The 23,736-nt window shown below is 72.9% G+C and carries 21 protein-coding genes; 12 read left to right on the top strand and 9 right to left on the bottom strand.

Going from position 1 to position 23,736, the window contains the following annotated elements; genetic code table 11:
* From DV20_RS08440 to DV20_RS08450, 3 genes are all read right to left on the bottom strand, one after another.
* The coding region (locus DV20_RS08440; protein WP_235190745.1) for a condensation domain-containing protein at nucleotides 1-1,594 on the bottom strand (1,594 nt) is incomplete at its 3' end.
* Complete coding sequence (locus DV20_RS08445; RefSeq protein ID WP_051735850.1) at nucleotides 1,591-6,672, bottom strand: non-ribosomal peptide synthetase; 5,082 nt, start codon at nucleotides 6,670-6,672, stop codon at nucleotides 1,591-1,593. The genes DV20_RS08445 and DV20_RS08440, both read right to left, overlap by 4 nt.
* A gap of 8 nt (nucleotides 6,673-6,680) precedes the next feature.
* On the bottom strand, nucleotides 6,681-6,911 hold the full coding sequence (locus DV20_RS08450; RefSeq protein WP_043778083.1) for an MbtH family protein: 231 nt from the start codon (nucleotides 6,909-6,911) through the stop codon (nucleotides 6,681-6,683).
* Nucleotides 6,912-7,413: 502 nt separating this feature from the next.
* Between DV20_RS08450 and metK the strand changes: the two genes are divergently transcribed.
* The 3 genes from metK to DV20_RS08465 all read left to right on the top strand — a co-directional run bounded on the left by metK (nucleotide 7,414) and on the right by DV20_RS08465 (nucleotide 10,236).
* The gene (gene metK, locus DV20_RS08455) at nucleotides 7,414-8,607 is read left to right on the top strand and encodes a methionine adenosyltransferase (protein WP_043778086.1); all 1,194 of its coding nucleotides are present in this window, start codon (nucleotides 7,414-7,416) and stop codon (nucleotides 8,605-8,607) included.
* Nucleotides 8,608-8,609: 2 nt separating this feature from the next.
* A complete protein-coding gene (locus tag DV20_RS08460) occupies nucleotides 8,610-9,602 on the top strand; it encodes a carbohydrate kinase family protein (RefSeq protein WP_043778088.1) in 993 nt (330 codons plus the stop codon).
* Between the two features lie 118 nt (nucleotides 9,603-9,720).
* The gene (locus DV20_RS08465; protein WP_043778089.1) at nucleotides 9,721-10,236 is read left to right on the top strand and encodes a VOC family protein; all 516 of its coding nucleotides are present in this window, start codon (nucleotides 9,721-9,723) and stop codon (nucleotides 10,234-10,236) included.
* 211 nt (nucleotides 10,237-10,447) lie between these two features.
* On the opposite strand, the gene DV20_RS08470 is transcribed toward DV20_RS08465, so the two are convergent.
* Nucleotides 10,448-10,780, bottom strand: a complete 333-nt coding sequence (locus DV20_RS08470) for a helix-turn-helix domain-containing protein (protein WP_043778091.1) — start codon at nucleotides 10,778-10,780, stop codon at nucleotides 10,448-10,450.
* A 693-nt stretch (nucleotides 10,781-11,473) separates the two neighbouring features.
* Here DV20_RS08470 and DV20_RS08475 point away from each other — a divergent pair.
* From DV20_RS08475 to DV20_RS08510, 8 genes are read left to right on the top strand one after another with little or no spacing between them, the layout of a single operon-like run.
* Entirely contained in the window at nucleotides 11,474-12,796 is a 1,323-nt protein-coding gene (locus DV20_RS08475) for an MSMEG_0569 family flavin-dependent oxidoreductase (protein WP_043778094.1), read from the top strand.
* Nucleotides 12,796-13,632 carry an amidohydrolase family protein gene (locus DV20_RS08480; RefSeq protein ID WP_043778096.1) on the top strand — a complete coding sequence of 279 codons (837 nt, stop codon included), beginning with the start codon at nucleotides 12,796-12,798 and terminating at the stop codon, nucleotides 13,630-13,632. Before DV20_RS08475 ends, DV20_RS08480 begins: the two co-directional genes overlap by 1 nt.
* Before the next feature lie 4 nt (nucleotides 13,633-13,636).
* Complete coding sequence (locus tag DV20_RS08485; RefSeq protein ID WP_043778098.1) at nucleotides 13,637-14,149, top strand: MSMEG_0572/Sll0783 family nitrogen starvation response protein; 513 nt, start codon at nucleotides 13,637-13,639, stop codon at nucleotides 14,147-14,149.
* A gap of 9 nt (nucleotides 14,150-14,158) precedes the next feature.
* Nucleotides 14,159-15,229 (top strand): MSMEG_0568 family radical SAM protein, encoded by a 1,071-nt coding sequence (locus DV20_RS08490; protein WP_043778099.1) that lies wholly within the window; start codon nucleotides 14,159-14,161, stop codon nucleotides 15,227-15,229.
* A 1-nt stretch (nucleotide 15,230) separates the two neighbouring features.
* The gene (locus tag DV20_RS08495) at nucleotides 15,231-16,601 is read left to right on the top strand and encodes an MSMEG_0567/sll0787 family protein (RefSeq protein ID WP_043778101.1); all 1,371 of its coding nucleotides are present in this window, start codon (nucleotides 15,231-15,233) and stop codon (nucleotides 16,599-16,601) included.
* On the top strand, nucleotides 16,598-17,428 hold the full coding sequence (locus DV20_RS08500; protein ID WP_043778102.1) for a carbon-nitrogen hydrolase family protein: 831 nt from the start codon (nucleotides 16,598-16,600) through the stop codon (nucleotides 17,426-17,428). The genes DV20_RS08495 and DV20_RS08500 overlap by 4 nt, the downstream gene beginning before the upstream one ends.
* A complete protein-coding gene (locus DV20_RS08505; RefSeq protein WP_043778104.1) occupies nucleotides 17,429-18,259 on the top strand; it encodes a carbon-nitrogen hydrolase family protein in 831 nt (276 codons plus the stop codon).
* The gene (locus DV20_RS08510) at nucleotides 18,259-19,341 is read left to right on the top strand and encodes an MSMEG_0565 family glycosyltransferase (protein ID WP_043778106.1); all 1,083 of its coding nucleotides are present in this window, start codon (nucleotides 18,259-18,261) and stop codon (nucleotides 19,339-19,341) included. The genes DV20_RS08505 and DV20_RS08510 overlap by 1 nt, the downstream gene beginning before the upstream one ends.
* Before the next feature lie 36 nt (nucleotides 19,342-19,377).
* Here the strand turns inward: DV20_RS08510 and DV20_RS08515 are convergent, their stop codons facing one another.
* The gene (locus tag DV20_RS08515) at nucleotides 19,378-19,851 is read right to left on the bottom strand and encodes a DUF2231 domain-containing protein (RefSeq protein WP_200876377.1); all 474 of its coding nucleotides are present in this window, start codon (nucleotides 19,849-19,851) and stop codon (nucleotides 19,378-19,380) included.
* Nucleotides 19,852-20,159: 308 nt separating this feature from the next.
* Here DV20_RS08515 and DV20_RS43750 point away from each other — a divergent pair, with 308 nt between their 5' ends.
* The gene (locus tag DV20_RS43750; protein WP_235190746.1) at nucleotides 20,160-20,705 is read left to right on the top strand and encodes a hypothetical protein; all 546 of its coding nucleotides are present in this window, start codon (nucleotides 20,160-20,162) and stop codon (nucleotides 20,703-20,705) included.
* Here the strand turns inward: DV20_RS43750 and DV20_RS08520 are convergent.
* From DV20_RS08520 to DV20_RS08535, 4 genes are all read right to left on the bottom strand, one after another.
* On the bottom strand, nucleotides 20,689-21,045 hold the full coding sequence (locus tag DV20_RS08520; protein ID WP_043778109.1) for a VOC family protein: 357 nt from the start codon (nucleotides 21,043-21,045) through the stop codon (nucleotides 20,689-20,691). The genes DV20_RS43750 and DV20_RS08520 overlap by 17 nt on opposite strands.
* A 347-nt stretch (nucleotides 21,046-21,392) precedes the next feature.
* Nucleotides 21,393-21,737, bottom strand: coding sequence for an STAS domain-containing protein (locus tag DV20_RS08525; RefSeq protein WP_051735851.1), 345 nt, complete (start codon nucleotides 21,735-21,737; stop codon nucleotides 21,393-21,395).
* A gap of 180 nt (nucleotides 21,738-21,917) precedes the next feature.
* Nucleotides 21,918-22,706 carry an ATP-binding protein gene (locus tag DV20_RS08530; RefSeq protein WP_051735852.1) on the bottom strand — a complete coding sequence of 263 codons (789 nt, stop codon included), beginning with the start codon at nucleotides 22,704-22,706 and terminating at the stop codon, nucleotides 21,918-21,920.
* Between the two features lie 167 nt (nucleotides 22,707-22,873).
* Nucleotides 22,874-23,707: an alpha/beta hydrolase gene (locus DV20_RS08535; RefSeq protein WP_235190747.1), complete on the bottom strand. Its 834-nt coding sequence runs from the start codon at nucleotides 23,705-23,707 to the stop codon at nucleotides 22,874-22,876.
* Nucleotides 23,708-23,736 lie beyond the last annotated feature (29 nt).

The raw sequence follows: 23,736 nt of genomic DNA on the forward strand, positions 1-23,736 counted from the left end.
CCCCGAGCCGGCGCAGCCGGCCGGCCACCCCCTCGGCGAGCCGGTCGAGCTCGCGGTAGGTGAGGGTGGCGTCGGCGGCGACCACGGCGACCGCGTCGGGGGTCGTGGCCGCCCGCTCCGCCAGCAGCTCGTGCACCAGGGCGCCGGGCAGCTCGGCCGGGGTCCCGGCCTGCCAGCCGGCCAACGTGGCCAGCTCGCCCGCCGGCAGCACGGCCAGCTTATCGACGGGCCGGTCCGGGGCCTGCGCGGCGGCGGTCACGACGCGGACGTAGCGCTCGGCGATCCGCTCGGCGGTCCCGGGCTCGAACAGGTCCGTGTTGTACTCCAGCCGCCCGGTCAGGCCGGCGGGGGTGCGGGCGAGGCTCAGCGTGAGGTCGAACCGGGCCGTGCCGGTGTCACCCAGCACCGGGCTCACCTCGCAGCCGTCCAGGCGGAGCCCCGCGCCCTCCTCCTCGTACCGGTAGCTGAACAGCACCTGGAACAACGGGTTCTGGGCCAGGTCGCGGTCCGGGTGCAGTTCTTCGACGAGCTTCTCGAACGGCAGGTCCTGGTGGGCCAGCGCGCCCTTGACCTCGGTCCACAGCCGCCGGATGAGCTCGCGGAACGTCGGGTGCGCCGCCAGGTCGCAGCGGAGCACCAGGGTGTTGGTGAAGAACCCGATGAGCCCGGCCAGTTCCGGCCGCTCCCGCCCGGAGACGGGGGTGCCGACGACGACCTCGTCCTCGCCCGCGTGGGCCCGCAGCAGGACGGCGAAGGCCGCAAGCAGGACGCTGAACAGCGTGGCCCCTTCCGCCCGGCCCAGCTCTTCCAGCCGCTGGACCGGGGCGAGCGGCAGCTCGAACGTCAGCGCCGCGCCCCGGTAGCTCTGCACCGGCGGCCGGGGGTGGTCGGTGGGCAGGTGCCGCGTGGGCATCCCGGCCAGCCGGTCCGTCCAGTACGCCAGCAGCCGGTCGAGTTCGGGCCCGTCGAGCGTGTCCTGCTGCCACTCGGCGAAGTCGGCGTACTGCATGGGCAACTCGGGCTCTCGCCGGTCCGCACCCGCCAGCGCGGCCCGGTACTGGGCCTCGAGTTCCCGGCCCAGCACCCCGACCGACGACGCGTCGCAGGCGAGGTGGTGCACGGTGATCAGCAGCCGGTGCCGCCGGTCGGCCAGGCGCAGCAGCCGGGCCCGGATGACCCGGCCGGCCACCAGGTCGAACGGGGTGCCGGCCTCCTCGTCCGCGAGCCGCGCCACCTCGTCCGCCGTCCGGCCGGGTGCGGTCAGGTCGACCACGGGCACGGACACCGGGACCGGCGGGAGGACCACCTGGTGCGGTGTCCCGCCCGTCGACCGGAACGCGGTGCGCAGGATCTCGTGCCGCCGCACGACTTCGGTCAGCGCCTGTTCGAGCGCGGGAACGTCCAGCGGGCCGGTGATGTCGTAGCCGAGCGGGACGTTGTAGACCGCGCTGCCCGGCTGCAGCTGGTCGAGGAACCACAGCCGCCGCTGCGCGTACGACAACGGCGTTTCACTGTCCTCTTGGGACCTCTGCCGCAGCAGGGCGGCGAGCTGCGCCCGCCGATCCCCGGCCTCCGGTTCGATGGTTGTGCTCACTGCTGCACCTCGGTCCCCTCCGCGGTTCCCCCCGCGTCACGCAGGAGCGACGCGACCTCTTCGTCACTGAGCCGGTCGAGCTCGGACAGCAGCCGCGTGGCCGTGCGGCGCGTACCCGGCCGGATGGGACCGGGACCCGTTCCGGCCGTCGCCATCGACACGGCGTCCGCCAGGTTCGCCACCGTGGGGCGCTGGAGGAACCGCGCGATCGGCACTTCGACCCCGAAGGCGTCGTTGACCTGGGTCACCAGCCGGGCCGCCAGCATGGAGTGGCCGCCGACGCGGAAGAAGTCGTCGTCGCGCCCCACCGGCCGGTCGCGGAGCAACGCCGACGCCAGCTGCGCGACGCGTTCCTCCGTCGGGGTCCGCGGGACCTGTTCCGCCTCGGGGACGACGACCGGGGTGCTCGGCGCCAGGGCGGCCAGCGCGGCGTGGTCCACCTTGCCGTGTTCGGTGAGCGGCAAGGAGGGGAGCACCACGACCTCGGCCGGCACCAGGTACGCGGGCAGCCGGTCCCGCGCGAAGGCCAGCAGCTCTTCGTCGGGGGCGGTCCCGGTCCGGCCGTCGCGGCAGACGTACGCCACGAGTGACAGCTCGCCGCCGCCCTCGGGCGCGCGGGCGATGACCGCGGCCTCCCGCACCTCCGGGTGCTCCCGGAGCGTGGCCGCCACCTCGCCGGGCTCGATCCGGAACCCCCGGATCTTCACCTGCTCGTCCACCCGGCCGAGGAACTCCAGCTGCCCGTCGGGCAGCCAGCGGACCAGGTCGCCGGTGCGGTAGAGCCGGGCGCCGGGCCGGTCGGAGAACGGATCGGGCGGGAAGCTCTCCGCGGTGAGCGCCGCGCGGTTGACGTAGCCGCGGCCGACCCCGTCCCCGCCGACGTGGAGCTCGCCGCGGACGCCGGTGGGCACCGGCTGTCCCTCGGCGTCCAGCACGTAGGCGCGGAGCCCGCCGATCGGGCGGCCGATCGGCGGCCGCGATCCGGCCGGCCCCGGCGGGACGAGCCCCGCCGTCGCCACGACCGTGGTCTCCGTCGGTCCATAGTGGTTGTACAGCCGGAACGGCAACCCTTCGGGCGGCGCGGCCGGCAGCGCGTCGCCACCGGTCAGCAGCGCCCGCAACGCGGCGTCGGCGGGCCACGGCTCGGCCAGCACGGCGGCGGCGACGGGGGTGGGCAGGAACGTGACGGTGACGCGCTCGTCGCCGAGCCAGCGCACCAGTTCCGCCGGTGCCGCCCGCAGGTTCGGCGGCACGACGCACAGGGTGGCGCCCGCCGCCAGTGCCGGCCAGATCTCCCACGTCGACGCGTCGAACCCGGGGCTCGCGAACAGCGTGGTCCGGTCGTCCGGGCCCAGCTCGTACTCGGCCAGGTGCCAGCCGGTCAGGTTCGCCAGCCCCCGGTGCTCCAGCGCCACGCCCTTGGGCCGTCCGGTCGATCCCGACGTGTAGATCAGGTACGCCAGGCGGTCCGGGGCGGCCGGGACACCGGCGTCGACCGGCCCGTCCGCGACGGGGGCGTCGCCCAGGTCGAACACGCGGAAGCCCGTGCCGGGCGCCGGCAGCCGCGACCGCAGCCACGGCGCGACGAGCACCTTCCGCACGCCCGCGTCCTGCAGCATGTAGGAGACCCGCTCGGCCGGGTAGCTCGGATCGACGGGCAGGTAGCACCCGCCGGCCAGGAGCACCGCGAGCTCGCCGAGCACCAGCTCGGCGGAGCGGTCGGCGTACACCGCCACCGGTTCCTCGGCGGCGATGCCGGCCTTCCGCAGTTCGCCGGCCAGCCCGGCGGCGCGCCGCCACAGCTCGCCGTAGGTCAGCTGTCCTTCCGGCCAGCTGACCGCGACCGCGTCCGGCCGGGTCCGCGCCTGCCGCGCGATCAGCTCGGTCACCGGCTCGGTGGCGGCCGTCGCGGGCCCGTGGGCCCAGCGGCCGAGCTGGTCCGCCTCGGCGTCCGGGAGCAGGCGCAGCGCGCCCACCCGCGTGTCCGGCTCGGCCACCGCGTCGGCGAGCAGGGTCAGGTAGTGCGTGATCATCCGCGTCATGGTGGCTTCGTCGAACAGGTCCGACGAGTGCTCCCAGATCATCGCGAGGTCGTCGTCCTCGGGACTGGGCGCCCGGCCGAGGCGCTGCTCGGCGCGGGGGATCACGATCACGTTGAGGTCGGACTTGGCCGTGCGGTTCGAGCGTTCGGTGACCCGGCCGGTGAGCCCGCCGAAGTCGATGTCCGGCACCGCGGAGTCGTGGAAGCTGAACATGACCTGGAACAGCGGGGTGCGCGACGGGTCGCGGGCCGGGTCGATCGCGTCGATCACCGCGTCCACCGGGGTGTCCGACCACGCCAGCGTCTCGGCCACGCTCACCCGCACCTGCTCGAGCAGGTCGCTGAACGACTGGTCGGGCGAGACCTTCGTGCGCAGCACCAGCGTGTTGACGAGCATGCCGAGCAGCGGTTCGAGCTCGGGGATGGTCCGGTTCGCCGCGCCGGTCCCGACGAGCATGTCGCGCTGCCCGGTGTAGCGGTTCAGCAGGGCCGCGAAGCCCGCGTACATGGTGGCGAACAGCGACACCTTGTGCTGCCGGCTGAAGGCGCGCAACGCGCGGGACAGCTCGGCCGGCAGCAGGATGCGCGGGGCCCGGCCGCGGAAGGACATCACCGGCGGCCGCGGCCGGTCGGTGGGCAGCTCCAGCGTGTCCGGTGCGCCGGCCAGCCGGGCGGTCCAGTGGTCGACGTGCGCCCGCAGCACGTCGCCCTGCATCCAGTCCCGCTGCCAGTACGCGTAGTCCGCGTACTGGACGGCCAGTTCGGGCAGCGGCGAGGGTTTCCCGGCGGCGAAGGCGGGGTAGAGGACCCGCAGCTCGGACAGGAACATCGACAGCGACCAGCCGTCGTGGACGAAGTGGTGCTCCACGTGCAGGAAGGTGTTCTGGTCGTCCTCGTGGCGCAGCAGCACCCAGCGGGCCAGCGGCGGCTTGTTCAGGTCGAACGGCTCGCGCAGTTCCGCGGCGACGGCGTCGTCGGCGTCGGCGGCCGGGACGTCGAGCACCTTCAGCGGCGCCTCGGCTTCCGCCACCGGCTGCTGGTGGCCGACCCCGTCGATCGAGACGAACGCCGTCCGCAGCACCTCGTGCCGCCGGACGATCTCGTTGAGCGCGGCGCGCAGCGCGTCGACGTCCACCTTGCCGTGCAACGACACCGTGGCCTGGAAGTTGTAGGCCAGGTTGCCCGGCGAGACCTGCTCGAAGAACCAGACCCGTTCCTGCGGCAGGGACAGCGGGATGGGCCGGTCACGGGGGACGCGGCGCGGCGGCGGCGGGATCGGCTGGATCAGCGGGGACACGGGTTCGTGCCCGTTGCCCGCGGTCGCGGCGGCCCGCTCGTCGACGATGGCGGCGAGGCCGGCCACGGTCCGGGCTTCGAACAGCTCCGCCACGCTCACCGCGGCGTTCAGCTCGGTCGCGAGCGGGACCGCCAGCTTGCCGACGAGCAGCGAGTTCCCGCCCAGTGCGAAGAAGTCGTCGTGCACGCCGATCTCGGTGAGGCCGAGCAGCCCGGCCACGATCCCGGCCACCGCGACCTCGGTCGGGGTGCGCGGCGCCACGACGTCGTCGGCCAGTCCGGCGGCGGCCCGGTCGGGGGCGGGCAGCGCGGTCCGGTCGACCTTGCCGTTGGGGGTCAGCGGCAGGGCGGGCAGCTGGACGACCGCGGACGGCACCATGTAGGCGGGCAGCCGGGCCGCGACGAAGCCGGTCAGCTCGGCCGGCACGGCGGTGGAGACGACGTAGGCGACCAGGCGCGCGTCCGGGCGGCCCGAGTTTTCGACCGCCACGAAGGCGTCGCGGACCGCCGGGTGCTGTTTGAGCACGGTGGCGATCTCGCCGGGTTCGATCCGGAACCCGCGGATCTTGGCCTGGTCGTCGTACCGGCCGATGTACTCGAACACCCCGTCGGGCCGCCGCCGGACCTTGTCGCCGGTCCGGTACATCCGCTGCCCGGGAACGGTGATGTCCGGCACGAACGCCGCGGCGGTGCTCGCCGGGTCGCCCAGGTAGCCACGCGCCACGCAGTCGCCGGCCAGGCACATTTCGCCGGCCTCGCCGTCGGGCACGGGGTCGAGCCCGTCGAGCACGTAGCAGCGCACGCCCTCGACGGGCACGCCGATCGGCGGCGGCACGGGCCCGCCCGGGACCACCTCGCAGGCGGTCACCTTCACCGTGGTTTCGGTGGGGCCGTAGAGGTTGATGACGGGGAACGGCAGCCCGTCCGGCACCCCGCGCTGCATCGCCGAGCCGCCGGTGTGCAGGAACCGCAGCGCGGTGTGCGCCGGCCACGTCTCGTCGAGGATGGCCTCGGCCAGCGGGGTGGGCAGGAAGGTGACGGTGATCCGCTCGTCGGCGAGCCAGGTGGCGAGCTCGGGCGGCGACGTGCGGACCTGGGCCGGCGGGATCACCAGGGCGGCACCGGCGGTCAGGGTGAACCAGATGTCCTGGACGGAGACGTCGAACCCGGGACTGGCCAGCAGGGTGGACCGGTCGGTGGGCCGCATGTCGTAGGTCCGGTGGTGCCAGCGCATCAGGTTGGCCAGCCCGGCGTGGGTCACCGCGACGCCCTTGGGCAGGCCGGTGGACCCCGACGTGTAGATCACGTACGCCAGTGCGGCCCCGTCGGGCCGGAGCGGGGCCGCGTCGGCCGCGTCCGGTGGTTCTTCGGTCAGGTCGACCAGCAGGACGTCGTCGCCGAGCGGTGCGCCGCCGGACACCAGCGGCGCGGTGCTGAGCACCGCGGCGGCGCCGGAAAGCTCCAGCAGCTGGCGGATCCGCGCGGCGGGGTGGGCCGGGTCGAGCGGCAGGAAAGCCCCGCCCGCCAGCAGGATGGCCAGCTCGGCGACGACCAGTTCCGCGGACCGGTCGGCGTAGACGGCCACGACGGTGTCCTGGCCCACCCCCCGTTCGGTGAGCCGGCTCGCCAGACCGGACGCGTGCGCGGCCAGGCTGCGGTAGGTCAGCTGCCGGTCGCCGTCCTGCACCGCGACCGAATCCGGTGCCTCGGCCACCCGGGCGTGGAATTCATCAAGCACCATCTCGCACGCTATCCTTCACTGTGAGAGTGGGTGGCCGGACCGGTTTGCGCCGCCGCCCGGCGCAGGCTCAGCGGGCGCATGTCCGTCCAGACTTCGCCGATGTGCGCCAGGCATTCCGCCTTGGAACCGCTGACCCCGTCACCGCGCCAGCCGAGCGGCAGGTCGCGGTCGGCGGGCCAGATCGAGTACTGTTCCTCGTCGTTCAGCACGACCACAAAGGACTGGGTGTCGCCGTCCAAGGGTTCCTCCGATTCGGGCGGATACGGGTTGAGGCGATGGCGATCGCTGCGGGAGATCGCGCGAACAAGCCGCGTTCGGCGTCGCACAACCGGGTTTTTCCCCGGTGCGGACGGCCGTCCCCCGTGCGTTCCACGCCACCAGCATGGGCCGCATCGGTGCCCGAAAATAGAGTATGGCAGTTACTCTAGTGCTCGCCGCCGTTTTTGCACGGGCCGCATTTCACCGCCGATCGGCTAAATGCCGTGACGTGGATCACTGGCGGCGGGAAGCCGTTAGGCGGAATGGCGGCGCCGATTCGGCCGGATCGAGGCGTGAACGCGACCGTGATTGACCTCCGATCGTCTCCCGTTTACCGTGTGGCTTCTGCCGCATTCGTGCGCCGGGGGAGCAATCGGCAAGCCGGTGATCATTTTCCGCGGGCCGGGCAGCGGCTTCCCGCGTGTGTCCACTGTGTACCCCCGCGCCGGCGTCACGCCTACCCGATCACCCTGGAGACCCGCCATGCCGCAACGGTTGTTCACGTCCGAGTCGGTCACCGAAGGCCACCCGGACAAGATGTGCGACGCCATCAGCGATGCCGTCCTCGACAGCCTCCTGGCCGAGGACCCGCGCTCGCGCGTGGCCGTCGAAACCCTCGTCACCACCGGCCAGGTGCACGTGGCGGGCGAGGTCACCACCGAGGCCTACGCCGACATCCCGAGCCTCGTGCGCGAAGTGATCCTGCGGATCGGCTACGACTCCTCGGCCAAGGGCTTCGACGGCAATTCCTGCGGCGTCAACGTCGCGATCGGCGCGCAGTCGCCCGACATCGCCCAGGGCGTCGACGCCGCTTACGAAACCCGCGTCGACGATATCGACGACGAGATCGGCAAGCAGGGCGCCGGCGACCAGGGACTGATGTTCGGCTACGCCTGCACCGACACCCCCGAACTGATGCCGATGCCGATCGCGCTGGCCCACCGGCTCGCCCGCCGGCTGACCGAGGTCCGCAAATCCGGGCTCATGCCCTACCTGCGCCCGGACGGCAAGACCCAGGTGACCATCGGCTACCAGGGCGACCGGCCGGTCACCCTCGACACCATCGTCGTCTCGGCCCAGCACGCCGAAGGCATCGATCCGGACCACCTGCTCGCCCCCGACGTCCGCACCCACGTCATCGGCCCGGTGACCGAGGGCCTCGACCTCGACGACGCCGGTCTGCGGGTGCTGGTCAACCCGACGGGACGGTTCGTCGTCGGCGGCCCGATGGGCGACGCCGGCCTGACCGGCCGCAAGATCATCGTCGACACCTACGGCGGCTTCGCCCGCCACGGCGGCGGCGCGTTCTCCGGCAAGGACCCGTCGAAGGTCGACCGGTCCGCCGCGTACGCGATGCGCTGGGTGGCCAAGAACGCCGTCGCCGCCGGCCTGGCCACCAGGATGGAGGTGCAGGTCGCCTACGCCATCGGCAAGGCCGCGCCGGTCGGGCTGTTCGTCGAGACCTTCGGCACCGAGACGGTCGATCCGGCGAAGATCCAGCAGGCCGTCGCGGAGGTGTTCGACCTGCGCCCCGCGGCGATCATCCGCGAGCTGGACCTGCTGCGGCCGCTGTACGCCCCGACCGCCGCGTACGGCCACTTCGGCCGCCCGGACCTCGACCTGCCCTGGGAACGCACCGACCGCGTCGAGGACCTCCGCCGAGCGACGGGACTGTGACCATGCGCATCGCCGTGACCGGCTCCATCGCCACCGACCACCTGATGGTGTTCCCCGGCAGCATCACCGACCAGCTCGTCCCGGAGCGGCTCGAGCGGGTGTCCCTGTCGTTCCTGGTCGACGACCTGCACATCCACCGCGGCGGCGTCGCCGCGAACATCGCCTTCGGGCTCGCCCAGCTCGGCCTGACCCCGGTCCTGGTCGGGGCGGTCGGCGCGGACTTCGGCGACTACCGCGCCTGGCTGGAGAGCCACGGCGTCGACACCGCCTCGGTGCACGTGTCGGCGACCCGGCACACGGCGCGGTTCCTCTGCACCACCGACGAGGCCCAGAACCAGATCGCCTCGTTCTACGCCGGGGCGATGAGCGAAGCCCGCGACATCGACCTCGCCCGCGTCGCCGCCCACCACGGTGGCCTGGACCTGGTCGTGATCGCCCCCAACGACCCCGACGCCATGCTCCGGCACACGCGTGACTGCCGCGCGCACGGCTACCGCTTCGCCGCCGACCCGTCGCAGCAGCTGGCCCGCCTGACCGGCCCCCAGGCCCGCACCCTCGTCGAGGGCGCCGAGCTGCTGTTCACCAACGAATACGAACACGACCTCCTGCTTTCGGTCACGGGCTGGACCCGTGACGCCGTGCTGTCGCGGGTCGGGCGCTGGATCACCACGCTCGGCGAGAACGGCGTCCGGATCGAGTCGCGGACCGAACCGGCGCTCACGATCCCGGCCGTGCCGACCGGCGTCGTCGTCGACCCGACGGGCGTCGGCGACGCCTTCCGCGCCGGGTTCCTGGCCGGGCTGAGCCGCCGGACCGGGATCGAGCAGGCGGCGCGGATGGGCGCCACCCTGGCCAGCCTCGTCCTCGAATCGGCGGGCGGGCAGGAGTACGTGTTCACGCCCGGGGAGTTCCTGTCCCGGCTGCACGTCACCTACGGCCCCGCGGCGGCCACCGACATCGAACACCGGGTTCTCGTCGGCGACGCCGGCTTGTGAACCGCGTCCCGGGCGGGTCGTCGTCGAGGTTCGGGACGAGCTTTTCCGCGGCCGATCCGGACAGGATCTGACCTATCTGGCCGATACCGTGAAATCACCGACTCGAAGGGATTTCACGATGACTGCCACCCCCGCCGGCTACACCACCGTCGCCCCGTGGATCGTCACCAAGGACACCGGGGCGCTGCTGGACTTCGTCACCGCGGCGTTCGGCGGCGTGGAACTGGGCCGGGTACCGCTGGAGGACGGCACCATCGGGCACGCCGAGATCCGGATCGGCGACACCGTGGTGCTGGCGTTCGACCAGCACGACGACTGGCCGGACCTGCCCTCGCTGCTGCGTGTCTTCGTGCCCGACGCCGACCTCGCGTACACCGCCGCGCTGCAGGCGGGGGCCCGCGAGGTGACGGCCCTGTCGGACAACGCCTTCGGCCAGCGCGGCGGCCGGGTCCGCGACCCGTTCGGCAACATCTGGTGGATCACCGCGGTGGTCGAAACGGTGGCCCCGGAGGAGGGCATGCGCCGCCTGGACGAGCCGCGGTACCAGGAGCAGATGCGGTTCGCCCAGGAAACGCTCGACGCCGAACTCGGCGGCCGCGCCCGGGGCCGGGCGAGCGCGGTGCGCAGGCCGTAGCGACGCGCGGGCACCCCACCGGGGGAGTGCGGCAGCTGTTCGGCGGCGGGGGAGACGCCCGGATCGGGAGCCAGGTTCAGCGACCGCCCCTGACGTCACCGGCGGGAGGCCGTGCCGGCGGTGATCCCTGCCGAGACGCGGCCCCGCGCGGGTCTCGGCCGTCGAATCGAGGTGTACCACCCGCAGGGGGCCGGCGGTACACCTCGCAGCCTCAATCGACGGGGTGGGGACTGGTGTTGCGTCGTCGGGCTTCGTGGAGCTGGTCTTCGAGGGAGATGATGCGGCACGCGGCGTCGATGGCGGTGCCCTCGTCGACGAGCTGTCGTACTCGCGCGGCGATGCGCAGTTGGTGGCGGGAGTACCGGCGGTGTCCGCCGGCGGAGCGTTGCGGCTCGATCAAGCCGGCTTCGTCCAGGCTGCGGAGAAAGTTCTGGGTGGTGCCGAGCATCTCGGCGGCCCGGCCCATGGTGTACCCGGGGTAGTGCTCGTCGTCGAACTTGTCGGCCGATCCGGGGCCGGCCGGGGCGTGTTGGTCTGGGATCATTCCACCTCCGCATCACAAGGGACCCCGGGTGCCACGAACGGCACCCGGGGTCCCAGGGTTGGGGTTTCACCATTATCAGCCGACGCGACCGCCGGCCTTCTGTACTCGCGCCGTCCGGCCGTGAGACCGGTGACGCGGGGATCGCTCATTCGTAACCGAGAACCACCTGCCAATCCGATGGGACTGCGGTACCCGCGCGGCACTACTGCCCAGCCGCCGCGGGCGATCCAATGATGTTCCCGTTCCCTTCTCTCCTGTGTGTATTCCTTACTGGGTACTGCTTCCGCGGTCAGCACCGGCTCGAACCCTTCGGCCACCTGACCGCCTTCACTGCGTACTGCTCCGGTCACCAGCCGAGACCTGTTCACTGATCGGCCCCGTGCTGCCTGACCCTGTCTCACCTCGCGGGTAGTTACGTCCTCTCCCGCGCCTGCTTGACGTTGTCTCTCTCCGTACGAGGAGAACTCTACACACACCGAGCACCGAATGTCTAACGCGGCGACCAGAGATTTTCTACGTTACCCGATCGAGTTACCGTCGCGGGGCCGCTGTCGCCGCCCGGCCGGCCGGCCCCGCTCCCGGCGGGCGATGTTAAGCGGCACCAGGGAAAAGCGTCACCTGGCGGCGGCCTGGAAACACCCCGTTGTTCCGGGGGAAACCGACCGGCAATGGTTCGCCGGTGCACTGATCGGCATGAACTTCGAGCTCGACGGCCTGCACCGGCCGGTGATCGTGGTCGGCGGCGGCCAGGCGGGACTGTCGATGTCCCACTGCCTGACCGCCGCCGGGGTCGGGCACCTGGTGCTCGAACGCGAGCGCGCGGGGCACGAATGGCGGACCCGCCGCTGGGACAGTTTCTGCCTGGTCACGCCGAACTGGCAATGCCGGCTGCCCGGGTTCCCCTACGCGGGCGATGATCCGGACGGGTTCATGGTCCGGGACGAGATCGTCGCCTACCTCGAGGCGTACGCGAAGGAGTCCGGCGTCCCGCTGCACGAGGGCGTCGAGGCGACGCGGCTGCGGCAGCTGCCCGGCGGCGGGTTCCGGCTCACGACGTCGGCCGGCGAGCTGACCGCCGACCACGTCGTGCTGGCCACCGGCCCCTACCAGGTGCCGCTGAAGCCGCGGCTGGCCGAGCGGCTGCCCGAGCACGTCGTCCAGCTGCACTCGGCCGAGTACCGCAACCCCGCCCAGCTGCCCGATGGGGACGTCCTCGTCGTCGGCACCGGGCAGTCCGGCTGCCAGATCGCCGAGGACCTGCACCTGGCCGGGCGCCGCGTGCACCTGGCCGTCGGGTCGGCGCCGCGGGTGGCCCGGCGCTACCGCGGCCGCGACGTCGTCGCCTGGCTCGACGAGATGGGCTACTACGCCCGGGGGATCGACGAGTTCGCCGACGCGGACGCCGTGCGGTTCCGGGCCAACCACTACGTCACCGGCCGCGACGGCGGGCGCGACATCGACCTGCGCGCGTTCGCCGCGCAGGGCATGCGGCTCTACGGCAGGCTGACCGGCGTCCGCGGCGGGCAGCTCGAATTCGCGGACGACCTGCGTCGCAACCTCGACGCCGCCGACGCCGTGTCCGAAGGCATCAAGGACTCGATCGACGCGTTCATCGCGCAGCGCGGGATCGCGGCGGCGCGGGAAGCGCGCTACCGGCCGGTGTGGGAACCGCCGGACGGGCCCCGCACCCTCGACGGGGAAGCGCTTTCGGCCGTCGTGTGGAGCACCGGGTTCGGCCGCGACCACCGCTGGATCGACGTCCCGGTGTTCGACGGCAAGGGCTATCCGACCCACCACCGCGGCGTCACCAGCTGTCCCGGGCTGTACTTCCTCGGCCTGCCGTGGCAGCACACCTGGGGCTCCGGCCGGTTCTGCGGTGTCGCCGCGGACGCGGAGTACCTGACCCGGCGGATCAGCGACGTCGGCCGTGGCGGCGACGTCCGGTGGCTCTCCGGCACGCCGGTGAGCACCTACCCGGCCGACGACGACTGGGTCGCCCCGCGGACGGTGGCCTGATGAAGTGGACGAACGACGCCCACCGGCACCTGGGCGTGCTGCCAGCGTACCCGTTCTACGGCGGCCCGCCGGTCGCACCGGCCGTCGGGGCCCGCGCGACGATCGGGGAGCTGCTGTCCGATTTGGACCGCGAAGGCACCGAACGCGCGCTGGTGATCCCGAACTACGGCGTGCCGGACCCGGCGATCGCATTCTCCTTCAACGAGCTCTGCGTCGAGGCGGCGGCCAAGGACGACCGGATCAGTGCCGCGCTCTGGGTGTCGCCGCGACCCGAAGACGCCGACCGGACCGGAGAAGCCCTGAAACTGGCGGGCGAGGACGGCGTACGGGCGCTGAAGCTCAGCTTCCTGCTGGGCGGCCGGGCCTCCGACCCCGCGTGCCGGCCCCAGCTGGACCGGATCTTCGCCACGGCGCGGGAGCACGACCTCGTCGTGCACGTCCACACCTCGCCCGGCGCGGCCTCGGACATCGACGAGGTCGGCACGCTCGTCGACACCTACGCCGGCGACGTCAAGCTGCACCTCGTCCACTTCGGCGGCGGGATGAGCGGTCACATCAAGCTCGTCGGCGGCCGCTTCTTCGACTGGATCGCCGCCGGCAAGCAGGTCTACACCGACCTGTCCTGGGCGATCGGCTTCACGCCCCGCTGGCTCGTCGAGGAGATCTCACGGCGGGGCATCGGCCACGACCGCGTGCTGTTCGCCTCCGACGAGCCGTGGGGCGATCACGAGGGCGAACTCGCGAAGCTGGCCGCCGCGGCCGGCGACGGCGAGCTCGCCGACCTGGTTTTCCGCGGCACGTTCGACGTGCTGTACGGACCGACGAAAGGGAAATAGACCGATGGCAGAGCTGACCGAGACCGAGAAGACCAGCCTCGACGAGATCCCGCACCCGTCGCTGCCGGAGGGGTCCAGCCTCTACGGCGGGACCAAGGTCTTCCCGGACTACCAGGCCGAACCCGGCCAGAGCTACTTCACGCTCGTGCACGGCATCGCGCACGAGTCGTCGGTGAGCTTCGTCGCGATCCTGCAGGCCACCCGCGCGCTGCGGAAGGGCTTCGAGGCCGCGATCTACTTCTACGGCCCGGGTTCGCTGAACTGCCTGGCCACCCGCGGCTTCCCGACCACCGGCAACGCCGCCTTCCCGGGCGAGATGAACATCAACGACCAGCTCAAGACGTTCATCGGCGAGGGCGGCAAGGTCTACTGCTGCCGCTTCGGCCTCTCGCTGCACGGCGCGCGCGAGGAGGACCTCATCGAGGGCGTCATCCCGGCGCACCCCCTGGACGTGCAGGACGCGCTGATCCACTACGCGCGCAAGGGCGCGATCATCAACTCCACCTACATGTTCTAGGAGCGGTCCGTGCGCGTTGGCATCGAAGAAGATCTGGACACCCGCGCCGACATCGCCGTCCGCGGGGTGCGGGTGGAGGCACCCGTCCAGCGCAGCAAGGGCGCCGGGCCGAGCGACGACGGCCACCTGGTCGTCGACGGTGCCAACGCCACGCTGCCGCTGAACCCCGACAGCCCGTACGAGGTCCGCGACGGCCGGATCCGCCGCGGAACGGCCGACCTCGGCCTGAGCGTGACGCCGGTGGCGCGGCCGAAGTTCTACGAGCTGTCCACTGCGGACGGCGTGCCGTACCGGAAGATCGCGCTGCTGCACGGCAAGGACGTCCTCGCGACGACCGTCGTGCAGACGTGCGTCCGGTACGCCGAGGAGCAGCGCTGCCGGTTCTGCACCATCGAGGAGTCGCTGCGGGCCGGGGCCACCGTGGCCGCCAAGACGCCGCAGCAGCTCGCGGAGGTCGCCGAGGCGGCGGTGCGCCTCGACGGCGTCCGGCAGATGGTGCTGACGACCGGGACGACCGCCGGGCCGGATCGCGGGGCCCGGCACCTCGTCCGGTGCGTCCGGGCGGTGCTCGACGCCGTGCCGGGCCTGCCGGTCCAGGTGCAGATCGAGCCGCCGGGCGACCTCGGCGTGCTCACCGAACTGCGCGAAGCCGGGGCGACCTCGATCGGCATCCACGTCGAGTCCCTCGACGACGCCGTCCGGCGGCGCTGGATGCCGGGCAAGTCGACCGTGCCGCTGGCGGAGTACGAAGCCGCGTGGGCGGAGGCGGTCCGGGTGTTCGGCCGCAACCGCGTCTCGACGTACCTGCTGATCGGCCTCGGCGAGGACCCGGACGACCTCGTCGCGGGCGCCGGGCGGCTGATCGGCGCGGGGGTGTACCCGTTCGTCGTCCCGATGCGGCCGATGCTCGGCACCCTGGCCCGCCGCGACGGCGCCACCGCGCCTTCGCCGTCGCTGGTCGCCGACGTCACGCGCCGGGTCGCGGCGCTGCTGCGGGCGGCCGGGATGACCGGCGCCGACCAGGGCGCGGGCTGTGCCGCCTGCGGGGCCTGCGGGCTGCTCAGCGCGGCGGGAGGCTGACGTGGACCACGACATCCTCGCGCTGCTCGGTGACGTCCGCAGCGTCGCCGCCCGCCCGGCGGTCCACATCTCCCAGGCCGACCACGGTGGACTGACGGCCTACCGCGCGTTGCGGCACGACGCGTTCGTGGCGCGGCAGGGCCTGTTCGCCGGGCACGACCTCGACGACCACGACACCGATCCGCGCACGATCGTGCTGGTCGCGCGGGACGCCGCCGGAGCCGTGCTCGGCGGGGTGCGGCTCGGCCCGGCCACCGACGGGCCCGACCTCGGGTGGTGGCGGGGCGGGCGCCTGGTCGTCGCGCCCGGCTCGCCACCCGGGATCGGCTCGGCCCTGGTCCGGGCGGCCTGCGCGCGGGCCGAGGCCGACGGCGCGCTGCGGTTCGAAGCGACCGTGCAGACCCGCACCGAGCCGCTGTTCACCCGGCTCGGCTGGCAGCGCGTGCGGCCGGTGACCGTCGCCGGGCACGAGCACGTGCTGATGCGGTGGCCGATCGGCCGGATCGCCGCGCTGGCCCGCTCGACCAAGGCCGCGCTCGGCCCGCTGCTGCGCGGGCTGACCGGCGTGCCCGGTTTCGTCGGCGACGACGGCGTCCCGCTGCCCGGCACCGACGTCGTCGCCGCCTGCGACGCGATCATCCCGGCCATGGTCGAGCGCGATCCGGAATGGGCGGGCTGGTGCTCGGTGCTGGTCAACCTCAACGACCTGGCCGCCATGGGCGCCACGCCGACCGGCCTGCTCGACGCGCTCGGCGCCCGTGACGCGTCCTTCGCCGCCCGTGTCCTCAGTGGACTGCGGAAGGCGAGCGAGGCGTACGGCGTGCCGGTGCTCGGCGGGCACACGCAGTTCGGCGTCCCGGCTTCCCTGTCGGTCACCGCGCTGGGCCGGACCACCGACCCGATCCCCGGCGGTGGCGGGAAACCCGGGCAGCGCGTCTGGCTCACCGCCGACCTCGGCGGCGGCTGGCGGCCCGGCTACACCGGGCGGCAATGGGACTCGACGAGCTTCCGCCGCACGCCCGAGCTGCGCGAGCTGCTCGGCTCGGTGGCGAAGGCGCGACCGGCCGCGGCCAAGGACGTCTCGATGGCCGGGATCGCCGGCACGCTCGGCATGCTCGCCGAGGCGTCCGGCTGCGGTGCGGTGCTCGACGTCGAGCGCGTGCCGCGCCCGCGTGGCGCGTCCACCGGGGACTGGCTGACCTGCTTCCCGGGCTTCGCGATGCTGACCGCCGGCGCCCCGGCACCCGCCGGGCCGTCGGTCACCGCGGCCTGCGGCGAACTGGTCGCGGGCACCGGCGTCGCGCTGCGCTGGCCCGACGGCGAACTGACGACCGCCATCGACGGCGGCGTCACCGGATTGGGGAACTCATGACGACACTGAGGATGGCCGCGGTCGCCGCGCCGTTCGACCGCGACCTCGAAGCCGACTTCGCCCGCATCGAGAAGCTGATCGGCGAGGCGAAGGCCGAAGGCGTCCGGCTGCTGGCCCTGCCGGAGGCGGCGCTCGGCGGCTACCTGGCCAACCTCGACGGGGGCGCCGAAGGCCCGCCCGCGCTGGCCGCCGGCGGCCCGGAACTCAAGCGGCTGGCCGCGCTGGCCGGCGACCTGGTGGTCACGGCCGGGTACTGCGAACTCGCCGACGGCCGCCGCTACAACTCCGCGGTGTGCGTCAGCGGCGACGGCGTCCTCGGCCGGCACCGCAAGGTCCACCAGCCCCTGGCCGAGAACGCCAGCTACGGCGCGGGGCGGGAGTTCGCCGCCTTCGACACGCCGGTCGGCCGGCTGGGCATGCTGATCTGCTACGACAAGGCGTTCCCCGAGTCGGCGCGGGCGCTGGCCCTCGACGGCGCCGAGATCGTCGTCTGCATGTCCGCCTGGCCCGGCAGCCGGACCAACCCGGCCGCCGACCTCGCCGAAGACCGCTGGAAACGCCGGTTCGACCTGTTCGACCGGGCCCGCGCGCTGGAGAACCAGATCGTCTGGCTCTCGGCCAACCAGTCCGGCGCCTTCGGCGACCTCCGGTTCGTCGCGAGCGCCAAGGTCGTCGACCCGGGCGGCGAAATCCTCGCCGACACCGGCGTCGCCGAAGGCATGGCCATCGCCGAACTCGACGTCCAGGAGGCGCTGGCCACGGCCCGGCGGTCGATGGGGCACCTGGCCGACAGACGGCCCGACGCCTACCCCGTTAGTGTCCCGTGAATGGGGCAGACCCGGATCGCCGCCGTGGCCGCGCACTTCGGCCGCGACCTCGGCTTCGACCTCCAGCGCATCGCGACGCTGATCGACCACGCGCGCTCGGCCGGCGCCGCGCTGCTGGTGCTGCCGGACGCGGCCCTCGGTGGCTACCTCGCCGACCTGCGCCACCCGGACCCGGACGCGCTGCCGCCGGCGCTCGACCCGGACTGCGCGGAGCTGAAGACCATCGCCTCGCTGGCCGCGGAGATGGTCGTCTGCGTGGGCTACTGCGAGGCCGACGGGCCGCGGCGCTACAACTCCGCGGTGTGCGTCACCGGCGACGGCGTGCTCGGCCGGCACCGCAAGGTCCACCAGCCGCCGGGGGAGAGCGTCGCCTACGCGGCGGGTGACCGCTTCGCCGCGTTCGACACGCCGGTCGGGCGGCTGGGCATGCTGATCGACTACGACAAGACCTTCCCCGAGTCGGCCCGCTCGCTGGCGGTCGACGGCGCCGACATCGTCGCCTGCCTGAGCGCGTGGCCGACCAGCATCACCAACCGCGCGCCGCGGATGGCGCAGGACCGCCAGTCCCGCCTGTTCGACCTCTACGACCAGGCGCGGGCGGCGGAGAACCAGGTCGTGCTCGTCTCCTCCAACCAGACCGGCGCGATGGGCGGGATGCGGTTCCTCGGCCAGGCCAAGGTCGTCGGGCCCGGCGGCGAGGTCCTCGCCCGGACCTGGTCGAAGGCCGGCATCGCGGTCGCCGAGCTCGACGTCGGGCAGGAGATCGCCAACGCCCGGCGCGTGCTGCACCACCTGGGGGAACGGAAACCCGAGGTCTACCGGGAGGCTTGATGCGCATCGCCCTGCTGAGCTACTCGACGAAACCCCGCGGCGGGGTCGTGCACACGCTGGCGCTCGCGGAAGCCCTGGCGGAGCTCGGCGAGGACGTCACCGTGTGGACGCTCGGGCGCGGCGGCGACGCGGGGTTCTTCCGGCCGGTCGACCCGCGGGTCCGGCTGGCGATCGTCCCCTTCCCCGACGTCCCGGACGAGACCGTCGGCGAGCGGATCCTCCGGTCGATCGCCGTGCTGCGAGCGGCGTTCACCCCGGCGGCCTACGACGTCGTGCACGCGCAGGACTGCATCAGCGCGAACGCCGTCGACCGGTGTGTCCGGACGATCCACCACCTGGACACGTTCACGACGCCGGAGCTGGCGGCCTGCCACGAGCGGGCGATCGTCCGGCCGTACGCGCACGTCTGCGTTTCGGCCTCGGTGGCGGCGGAGGTCCGAGCCGGCTGGGGCATCGAGGCGGCGGTGATCCCCAACGGCGTGGACTACGCCCGCTTCGCCACGGCTCGCCGCTCATCCGCGCGGGGCCGGTACGTGCTCGCCGTCGGCGGAATCGAGCCGCGGAAAGGAACGCTGGACCTGCTGGAGGCGTACGCGCTGCTGGCCGAGCCGGACCTCCGCCTGATCATCGCCGGCGGCGAGACGCTCTTCGACTACCGCGACTACCGGACGCGCTGGGAGAAACGCGCCGCCGAGCTGGGCGTCTCGCCGGTGGTGCTGGGCCCGGTCGCGCACGACGAGCTGCCGTCCCTGGTGGCGTCGGCGGCGGTGTTCGCCTTCCCGTCCACCAAGGAGGGCTTCGGGCTGGCCGCGATGGAGGCCCTCGCCGCCGGCGTGCCGGTGGTGACCCGGGACCTGCCGGTGCTGCGGGAGGTCTTCGGCGAAGCCGCGCGGTTCGCCGACGACCCGCCCGGCTTCGCCCGTGAGCTGCGGGCCGCGCTCGAGGGCGCCGACCCGGCGCCGGGGCGCGCCCTGGCCCGGCGGTACCCGTGGGCCGCGGCCGCCGAGGCGCACCGGCGGTTCTACCGAGGCTTGCGCGGAACCTCCGGCGGGCCGACGGCCCGGCCGCACCCGGCTGCGTGAGGTCCGGTCCCGGACTGCCGCCCGGGGGGGTCCCGATCAGCTCGGCTCGTGCCGGACGCGGCCCGGCCGGGCCGTCTTGCCGCGCGAGAGCGAGCTGGTGGCCTGCAGGTCGGCTCCGTCGTCGACGCCGACGCCGAGGCGTTCGACCAGCTCGCCGCCCAGCCACCCGGTCACCCCGGCGAGCGCGACCCCGGCGAAGCCGAAGATCAGCGCCCAAGCACCGGGAACCCAGTCGCCGGCGTTCGCGCGCAGCAGCCAGCTGACCGCGAACAGCACCAGCAGCAGGACGTTGCCCGCACCGTGGATCAGGCCGACCCGCTTGGCGCGGGTGCCGGCCGGAATGGCGAACCAGTCGATCCACCCGGGCACCGCGGCCACCACCCCGCCGACGATCCCGGCGGCGATCGCGTAGGCGGCCGCCACCGCGAACCCGGACCCGTCGGTGATCAGGTGCAGGATGTCGAACACGACCGCGGTGGCCAGCAGCCCGAACGGGAACACGATCAACATCGGATGGACGGCGTGACCGAACGCCTTGACGCGACTTTCCACGATCAACCTCCCGGATGCGGTGAAGGTGGGCGAATACCCGATCAGCGATCCGGGCAACCACTCAACCGGACACGGCTTCAGCGACAAGCCGGCCGCGCCGGGGTGGGGGATCGAGCGGATATCCGACGCGTGGTGCGAGCTGATGGCCCGGCTCGGCTACCGGCGGTTCGGCGCCCAGGGCAGCGACTGGGGCACCAGCATCGCCACGAGCATCGGTCAACGGCAACCCGATCGGGTCGCCGCTCGCACCGCCAGATCCGGCCACGTTGGACGACCTCACCGGTGCCGAGCGGGCGGCGCTCGCGACACTGCGGGAGGCGGACGAATGGGGCTCCGGATCCTCGGCGCAGCAGTCGACCCGGCCGCAGACGGTCGGCTACGGGCTGGTCGACTCGCCGGCCGCCCTCTGCGCCTGGATCGTCGAGAAGTTCTGGTCGTGGACCGACTCCGGTGGCGACCTGCATCGGGTTATTACCCGGGATGAGCTGCTCGACAACCTGATGCTCTACTGGCTGCCCGGCACCGGTGCCTCATCCGCCCGGCTGTACTGGGAAAGCCTCCGGCAGGTCAACGAATGGATCTCCGGGCCGGCCGGCGCGCCGGTGACCGTACCCACCGGCTGTTCGGGTCTTCCCCAAGGAGCTGCAGCGCCCGTCTCGGCGGTGGGCGGAGCGCTGATGCCCGAACATCCGGTACGGGAACGAGCCCGGCAAGGGCGGCCACTTCGCGGCGTTCGAGCAGCCGGCGTTGTTCGTCGACGAGGTCCGGTCATTCTTCCGGCTGGTCCGCTGATGGTCACCCGTGCTCGGTAAGCGGCTGGCTGAAGATCAACAAGTGCCCATCGGGTGTCCGTACGTTGAAGTCGCGCATCCCGTAGGGCCGGTCAGCCAGTGGCTCGACGATGTCGGCGCCGCGGGCGCGCAGCTCGTCGTGGCAGGAATCGACGTCGTCGACGACAACCGTCACCCTGGCCGGGCCCACGCTGCTTTCGGCGTACAGGTGGAACTCGGCGGTGTCGCGGATCACGGCCGCATAGCTAGGTGGGGTCTCCCAGGTGAATATGGTGTCGAATCCGAGCACGTCCGTGAAGTACGACCGCGCTGCCTGCACATCTCGGCACGGCAGCACGGGAATCGCCACCCGCATGACCATTCCGTCACCTTACCCGACTTTGGCTCAAGATCGTTGATCTTGGGTAGGTGCTGGCTGTTGAGCTGCGGTTTCGTCGTGTGAACGGCAAAAATCTGCGCACAGCGTGGCCGACCTGGCCCGATCCGGGCGACGCCGATGCCATCCAGCATCGGCTTCGACGATCACCCGATCGAGGATCTTCGCCCAGGTGCCGTCCTGGGTCCACAACCGCAGCCACTCATGCGCGGTCGTCCAGGGCCCATACCGTTCGGGCAGTCACGCCACGGGGCGCCGGTGGCCTTGTCCGTCAACTCACCGCGACCAACCACCGCGCGTAGTTACCAGGGCCAGCTCAACCGGACACGGCCTCAGACCGCCTTGCGCTCCGGCGTCGGCTCGAGGAGCGGCAAAGCGCCGTCCAGACGGGTGATCCGCAGCAGGCGGCGGATCGCGGCGGTGGGCCGGATCGCCACGCGGGTGCCTGCCTCGCCGGCCGCCGCGTCCAGCACGACCAGGGCGCGCAGGCCGGTGGAGCCGCAGAACGTCACCGCGGTCAGGTCGATCGTGAGACGCCAGGGGCGGGCCGCGAGCACTTCCCGGACCGTCGTCTTCAGGAGGGGGACGGTGGCCAGATCCAATTCTCCGGAAACCACCACGGTCACCACACCGGGGTCCGCCGGGACGATCCGCGCCTCGAACGGCGCCGCGGGCACAGGGGGAAACTCGGATCCACGGAAACTGTTCTGCGGCATGGAACACTCCGATTCCATCGAACGGGCTCGAGGAATGTGAGGCGGCTCGTGCTTGAACCGGGTCGGCCAACCATAAGCGCCGGTTCTGCCGAATTCAACCCGGCGGCGAGTGCCGAACGCCGCGACAAAAGCGAAAGTGCTTCACCATTCGCGGGAATCGCGGTTCTTCTCCGAACGGGGGGTGGTGATCCGGCCGGTGTCCCGGGGGACGCGCAACGTGGCCCAGACGACTTTGCCGCCGCTCCACGACCGGCTGCAGCCCCAGCCGCGGGCGAACTGGGCCACCAGCTGGAGGCCGAGACCGGGTTCGGTCGCCGTGTCGCGCTCGCGCAGCTCGGCCGGGAGCGGGTCTTCGTCGGCGACGGCGACCGTGCAGATCCCGCGGCGGAGGTCGACGCGGACCTCGGGACGCGAGCCGGTGTGCTGGAGCGTGTTCTCGACGAATTCGGTGACGATCGCGGCCGCGTCGTCGGCGAGCTCCGGGATGCCCCACGCCCGGCAGGTCTCGGTGACGAATTCCCGGGCGGAAGACGAGGTCGTGCCCGCTCGCGGGAACTCCCGGACGGCCTGCCGGCGCACGGGGTCGCCGAACCTGCGCTCGGCGTCGGCCGCGCTCCCGTGCACGCGCGCGTAGCGGGCCACCGGCGAACGCCGGAGCACCTCGGCCTGGTCCGGGTGCCGGGTGACGAGCGCGAACGGGATGCCGGGCCAGTCGCCCAGCCGCATCGCCACGAGCGCGAAGACGGTGAGCTGGGCGTCGCGGGTGAAGCCGAGTTCGGAGACGTCGGCGATCAGGCCGTCCGGCGCTTCGGTGGCGGCCTTGAGCAGGCCGTCGCGCACGATCGCGTGAGATCGCGGGCCCAGGGTGCCGACCAGCTTCAGCACCGTCGAATGCGCCCGCCGGACGAGCTCCATGCGGACTTCGGCCATGACCCTCGCCTTTCCGCGGCCTCGGGTCCGGCCGCAGTGCTACGCCAGGGGAGTGGCACGTCCTCGTCTGACCCGGCCAGGTTAACCCGTTGGGGCCGAGATAAGCCTGGGTATCGCGCCCCGCTCGCGAGCAAGGGCACGGTGAACGACCGGCCGGGCGGTTCCGGTCACGCCACGCGGCTGTCCGCGGTGTCGTTCGCCCACTCCGTCAGCACGGGTTCGATCGCCGAGTAGACGTCGGGGTCCACGCTCATCCCGAGGTGGGTGCTGCGCACCTCGGCGTGGGCGGCGGCGGGATCGAGGCACGAGCGCCACGGCACGATGCCGTCACGGCGGGAGTACACCGCGAGCGCCGGGACGTCCGGGGACAGCGGAGCGGCGAGACCGGCGAGGTGCTCGTCACGGCAGGGGCCGGCGAGGCAGCCGGCGTCGATCAGGCCGGGCAGCCCGGCGGCGGACAGCCGGGCGAGGACGCGGGCCGCGCCGAGGACGAGCGGGTGCGCGCCGAGCGGATCCAGCACCGGCGAGCCGAGCATGACGAGCCCGCGGACCAGGTCCGGACGACGGACGGCCGCGAGCCGGGCGAGGCCGCCGCCGCGGCTGTGACCGATCAGCACGACGCGGCCGCCGGTGTCGCGGACGTGCCGGGTGAGCCGCTCCTCGAGCCGGGTGACCAGGTCCGAGGTGCAGCCGACGTCGAAGCCGATCCCGGCATCGCGCGGCCGGAACCCGCGGTCGCGCAGCCACCGTCGGGTCACCGACAGGCTCGGCGACCCGGCGAAGAAGCCCGGCACGAGCACCACGCCGCGGCCCTGGCCGCAGTGGCGACGGGTGCGCCACACCGGGTGCCGGACGAGCCGGGGGAGGTCCCGCGTGGCCGTGAAGGCGTTTTCCCGGGCGAGCAGGCGCACGGTGTCCGCCGTGGCCACCCGGATCGCCGTGGTGAGGTTCGCCGGGGCACGGCGTCTCGGAGCCGGCGGCGCGGGAGAGGTTTCGGTCATCCCGGTGGTTACCCGCCGGTAGTGCCGCT

Origin of the sequence: Amycolatopsis rifamycinica (assembly GCF_000695625.1) — a bacterium.
In the GTDB taxonomy this organism is placed as follows: Bacteria; Actinomycetota; Actinomycetes; order Mycobacteriales; family Pseudonocardiaceae; genus Amycolatopsis; species Amycolatopsis rifamycinica.